The sequence below is a fragment of the Psychrobacter sp. genome (assembly GCF_035469765.1).
Lineage (GTDB): Bacteria > Pseudomonadota > Gammaproteobacteria > Pseudomonadales > Moraxellaceae > Psychrobacter.
On sequence record NZ_DATIRM010000178.1, the window covers coordinates 1 to 4,894 of the forward strand.

6 protein-coding genes are annotated in these 4,894 nt (G+C 43.7%); 3 read left to right on the forward strand and 3 right to left on the reverse strand.

What is annotated here, in order from left to right:
* The 3 genes from VLN09_RS05055 to VLN09_RS05065 form a co-directional block, all read right to left on the reverse strand.
* The coding region (locus VLN09_RS05055; protein ID WP_325244293.1) for a class II glutamine amidotransferase at positions 1 to 774 on the reverse strand (774 nt) is incomplete at its 3' end.
* Complete coding sequence (locus VLN09_RS05060) at positions 775 to 1,035, reverse strand: hypothetical protein (RefSeq protein WP_325244295.1); 261 nt, start codon at positions 1,033 to 1,035, stop codon at positions 775 to 777. It abuts the gene before it with no gap.
* 43 nt (positions 1,036 to 1,078) lie between these two features.
* Positions 1,079 to 2,239: a homoserine kinase gene (locus tag VLN09_RS05065; protein WP_325244297.1), complete on the reverse strand. Its 1,161-nt coding sequence runs from the start codon at positions 2,237 to 2,239 to the stop codon at positions 1,079 to 1,081.
* Positions 2,240 to 2,427: 188 nt separating this feature from the next.
* Between VLN09_RS05065 and hisF the strand changes: the two genes are divergently transcribed.
* The 3 genes from hisF to nusB form a co-directional block, all read left to right on the forward strand.
* Positions 2,428 to 3,210 carry an imidazole glycerol phosphate synthase subunit HisF gene (hisF, locus tag VLN09_RS05070; protein WP_325244303.1) on the forward strand — a complete coding sequence of 261 codons (783 nt, stop codon included), beginning with the start codon at positions 2,428 to 2,430 and terminating at the stop codon, positions 3,208 to 3,210.
* A gap of 190 nt (positions 3,211 to 3,400) precedes the next feature.
* Positions 3,401 to 3,922 carry a 6,7-dimethyl-8-ribityllumazine synthase gene (gene ribE / locus VLN09_RS05075; protein ID WP_325244299.1) on the forward strand — a complete coding sequence of 174 codons (522 nt, stop codon included), beginning with the start codon at positions 3,401 to 3,403 and terminating at the stop codon, positions 3,920 to 3,922.
* Between the two features lie 224 nt (positions 3,923 to 4,146).
* The coding region (gene nusB, locus VLN09_RS05080; RefSeq protein ID WP_325244301.1) for a transcription antitermination factor NusB at positions 4,147 to 4,894 on the forward strand (748 nt) is incomplete at its 3' end.

The window sequence follows — 4,894 nt, forward strand, 5'->3', positions numbered from 1 at the left end:
AGTCAATGGCACAGTCACTAAGATAGTCACTTTATCTTTATCAGTAGTGACGTCACCAAAGTTAATCGCCAAATCATCATCTGCTAATTTCGCTTCACCAAATGGCGCTTTACGCGTGAGATAAAATAGTAAACTGCCTGCATAAGCCAATTGCCACCGACCATTTGATATCAAGCAATTAAACAAACCGTTAGCGGATAAATAACGACATTGAGTCGTCAAAAAGTTAAATAGTGTTTGGTCATCAGGACGGGTTTTAAAGCTGCTTTTCAGGCGATTAACCAGATAGCAGAACGCCATTTCAGAATCGGTTGTGCCGACTGGTTGGCAATGCGTAGCGTTACCATTGTCTTGCAAGCGCTGGCAGCGCTTAATAAATTCGCTATTCATTTGCCCATTATGCGCAAATACCCACTGCTCGCCCCACACTTCACGGACAAAAGGATGGGTATTTGCCAAACAATTTTGCCCTTGAGTGGCTTTACGAATATGAGCAATGACATTCATGGCTTTAATCGGATAATTATTAACTAAATCAGCAACTGGCGATAAATGGCTTGGTTTATTATCATGAAATAGGCGCAGACCAGTCGAGGCATTGTGCGACTTTTCACTATTCGAGCTGTCATTATTCGAGCAGTCGCTACGCTCAAAAAATGCAATGCCAAAGCCATCTTCATGACTGTCTGTCATACCACCACGACGACGAAACCCTGCAAAGCTAAAACCAATATCGGTTGGGGTATTACAGTTCATACCTAAAAGTTGACACATTTATAGAGTACCGCCGTTATCATCGTCTGGTTCAGGCAAGCTTGCCGCGTCCTTATCAATACTATCCAAAATGCGCTGAGCGTGTGCCAAATCGGTATCTTGTATCCATAGCACAATCCCTGAATTCATACCGGGCATGGCACTTAAAGGTTGTAGAGACACTGTAATTCCATTGTTACGCAGCAAGTTGGCATGCAGCTCACCTTGGATATTGGTATCGTAACGTGCCAATTTGTGCCAGTTATCAACTTGATCGGTCATGAGGTAGCCTTTATGGTTTTATATAGAATTAGTCGAAAAAAATTTATGCTAATTGATCGAGCGTATATTCTTTAATAACAAAATCACTGCTATTGCTTAAACTATCACGTGCTTGTTCAGCTTGAGTAATATTGCTAAAAACACCGATTAGCGGTTTTTCGGTTTTATTATCAATATGATTAGCTATTAAAACAAATACCGTATTTTGCGCCCTTTCAACATGTGACCAATGATACGCGGCTAGACGCTTCATCAAATCAGGGTTTTTGACCATGATGTTATCGCCGGTACGCCCTTCGGTACGGTTATAATGAATGACGTTGAGACGTAGTAGCCAAAATATAACCGCCGCTTTTGCTAGCATCACTGGTAAGGCACGTTTTTCATCCTCGCCAAGCGGGCGTTTTGACTCATAGCCTTGTAAAAAAGCCGCCATTTTACTGCGGTCAAAGTTTACCGATTCGCCTTGCTCAGCATCGCCCCACGTGGTGCAAAAATCATTAATAGTAATGGCAATATCCATCACATAATGCTCGACGCTGACTTCGGTAAAATCTAATAAACCTGTCAGACGCTCTTCACCTTTTTGCAGGTTCCATAAGGTATTATCGGCAAACATATCTAAATGGCATAAGCCTTTTGGCAAAGTAGCAAGCGGCAAATTCGTATAAGACTGCCAAATATCGCTCATCAGTTTGGCTTCGTCGCTTGGCATAAACTGGCTTTCACGGTCGCGCACATCGCTCCATGGGTATAACGGTACGCCGTATTGCTCACTTGGCTGTAATGCTTGCAAAGTTTCATGCAACATTGCTAAAGCAGCGCCAATTTCATGACACATCGCTTGCGTGGTCTGTTGTGGATGCGAGCCTGCCAAACAGGGTACTAACGTAATAGCTTTATTATCATAACGTATGACATAGCCTTTCTCTGCGCTATCTACCAATGATAACGGCGCCGCTACCGGTAATTTACCATCCAATTGATTAAGGATAACCGCCATTTTTTCGATATCTTCTGGTGGACGCTCTTCAAACAAGGTAAACACATAAGAGTGCGCGCCATCTACATCATCAGTCGTCTGAATAAACCAGTTAGAGTTTTTGATACCTTGGGTAATCGGAATGGCACGCGCGAATGACACGCCAAAACGTTGGCAAAAGGTAGCAAATTGGTCATCGGTTAACTGGGTATAGACGGACATGACATCTCACTTATGGCAATTAAAAGAAGGTAGTTAGGATAAATATAGGCGATACTAAGTGCAATGGCAGCGCTTATAAATAAACTTTGGTTAAAAGCACATTAATCTTGCGAAAACCTGCCTGAGATGGCGGTGATTTTGCTAGACTAGTGCTTATAGAATGAATTGATTATAAGGTGAAAGACCCTATGTTAGCAAAGCGTATCATCCCTTGTTTGGACGTTGATAATGGTCGTGTGGTTAAAGGCGTACAATTTGTCGACATTAAAGACGCGGGCGACCCTGTTGAAGTAGCGAAACGCTACAATGAACAAGGCGCCGATGAGATTACTTTTTTGGACATTACTGCGACCAACGATGAGCGCGATACGACGTATCATACGGTTGAACGCATGGCTGAAACAGTATTTGTGCCGTTAACCGTCGGTGGTGGTGTGCGTAAGATTGCCGATATTCGTAATTTACTCAATGCAGGTGCCGATAAAGTGGCGATCAATTCTGCTGCGGTATTTACCCCTGAGTTTGTCGGTGAAGCGGCGCAGAAATTTGGCAATCAATGTATCGTTGTGGCGATTGATGCCAAGCGTGTTGCTGATATTGAGGTTGATGGCATTATCATGCCACGCTGGGAAATATTTACCCACGGCGGTCGCAAACCAACGGGCATTGATGCGGTCGCTTGGGCAAGCAAAATGGCTGAACTTGGCGCCGGTGAACTATTGGTGACTTCTATGGATGGCGATGGCACTAAAAAAGGCTATGACTTGGCATTGATGAAGCAAATTACCAGCCGTGTAAATGTACCGGTCATTGCTTCAGGCGGCGTCGGTAATTTACAGCATTTAGCCGAAGGCGTATTAGAAGGCGGCGTCGATGCCGTCCTTGCTGCCAGCATTTTTCACTTTGGTGAGTATACCGTTCAAGAAGCCAAAGCATATATGGCAGCGCAAGGGATACAAATGCGTTTGTAAGACGTTGGTAAAATACAAATGTAGCAGCAAAAAATGTTATCATAGCGCTAACTGCTTATTATCATTTGGTTTTCGTTTATTTAACAGCCTATTTATCTGATAATTAGTCAAATAAATACGCTGTTTGAACCTAGCAATATATTTAGATTCCTATACTTCTATTAATAGCCAATTCGGCAAAGGATTTTTTATGTCAAATTTACAACAGCAACGCAATGACGTGACCCATATCGATGGTAACTTACATCAAAACGAAGACGTACGTATCGGTATCGTCGTCGGTCGTTTTAATGGTTTTGTCGTTGAGTCATTGGTTGATGGCGCGATTGATGCGTTGCTTCGTCATGGCGTATTGGGCAGCAACATCACCGTGATTCGTGTGCCGGGTGCGTTTGAGTTGCCATTGGTTGCCCAGCGCGCTGCTGAATCTGATCGCTTTGACGCGATTATTGCTTTGGGTGCCATTATCCGTGGTAGCACGCCGCATTTTGACTTTGTCGCCAGTGAATCAGCTAAAGGTTTAAGCAGTGTTGCTACTGACTATAATATTCCGGTAGCAAATGGCGTATTGACCACTGACAGCATTGAGCAAGCGATTGAGCGTGCTGGTACTAAAGCCGGTAATAAAGGTTCAGAAGCGGCGATGGTTGTATTAGAGATGATTGCCGTACTATCACAGCTAGATATTGATGATAGCACTGATGAGGCTTAATTGCCCTCACGGCTAACCGCACTTATTAGCATAAAAATATTATTTATGGTTTGAAACGGGGCTATGGTTATAACGATAGCCCTCAGCACTTAACAATAGTATTAACATTTTAAATGAGTACCGAACATCCATCTCCAAGACTGACTGGTAAACATTGCCAGCCGACTACTATTTAACATCTTATTTTTAAACTTATTATCTCAAAAACTAGGTATAGACCCCTTATGACTGACCAACTCAAGCGCGCTATTAGCGCTGCACAAACCGCACAAATCAATGATAAACAAGCTGAAGCCACGCGCATCGCGAGCAGCAGTGCGGGTGATCAAACCTTTGATATGAGTGAGTCTTCTTATAAGACCAGTCACACGGCTATCCGTAAGGCACGCCGCTTTGCTATGCAAGGTCTATACGAATGGCTGGTTACTGACCGCCGTTTTGATGTCGATGGCAAACTTGGCTGGAAGGCTAATGCGCCACATGATATCGCTGCCCGTACACGTGCGACCAATGCCATGCATACCGTACATATCGGCTACTATCACGAAATGATGCGTGATATCCCAGAACAGATTGATGCTCTAGATGCGCTTATTAGTCAGCACCTAGATCGTGAAATCAATAAACTCGATACGGTTGAACACGCCATTCTTTTGGTTGGCGCTTATGAGCTACAGAATCGCTTAGAGATTCCTTATAAAGTCGTGCTTGATGAAGCGATGAAGCTGAACAATCACTTTGGCGCGACCGATGCGCACAAACTGATCAATGCTGTATTGGATAGAATGGCAGTTGAGCTACGCGCTATTGAAGTAGAAGCGGATAGCAAAGCCAATCTACGCACGTCACAAAAAGCAGCAGCTAAGCCTGCTATCAAACCTGACAACAATGCAAGCAGCAGCGCCGACATCGATACGAATACCGTTGCAGAAAAACCAACGGCATCAAATAAACCTCGTATCAGTGCCAATA

Coding starts and splice junctions, on each gene's coding strand:
- VLN09_RS05060 (WP_325244295.1), bottom strand. CDS start 1,035: ATGACCGATCAAGTTGATAACTGGCACAAATTGGCACGTTACGATACC.
- VLN09_RS05065 (WP_325244297.1), bottom strand. CDS start 2,239: ATGTCCGTCTATACCCAGTTAACCGATGACCAATTTGCTACCTTTTGC.
- hisF (WP_325244303.1), top strand. CDS start 2,428: ATGTTAGCAAAGCGTATCATCCCTTGTTTGGACGTTGATAATGGTCGT.
- ribE (WP_325244299.1), top strand. CDS start 3,401: ATGTCAAATTTACAACAGCAACGCAATGACGTGACCCATATCGATGGT.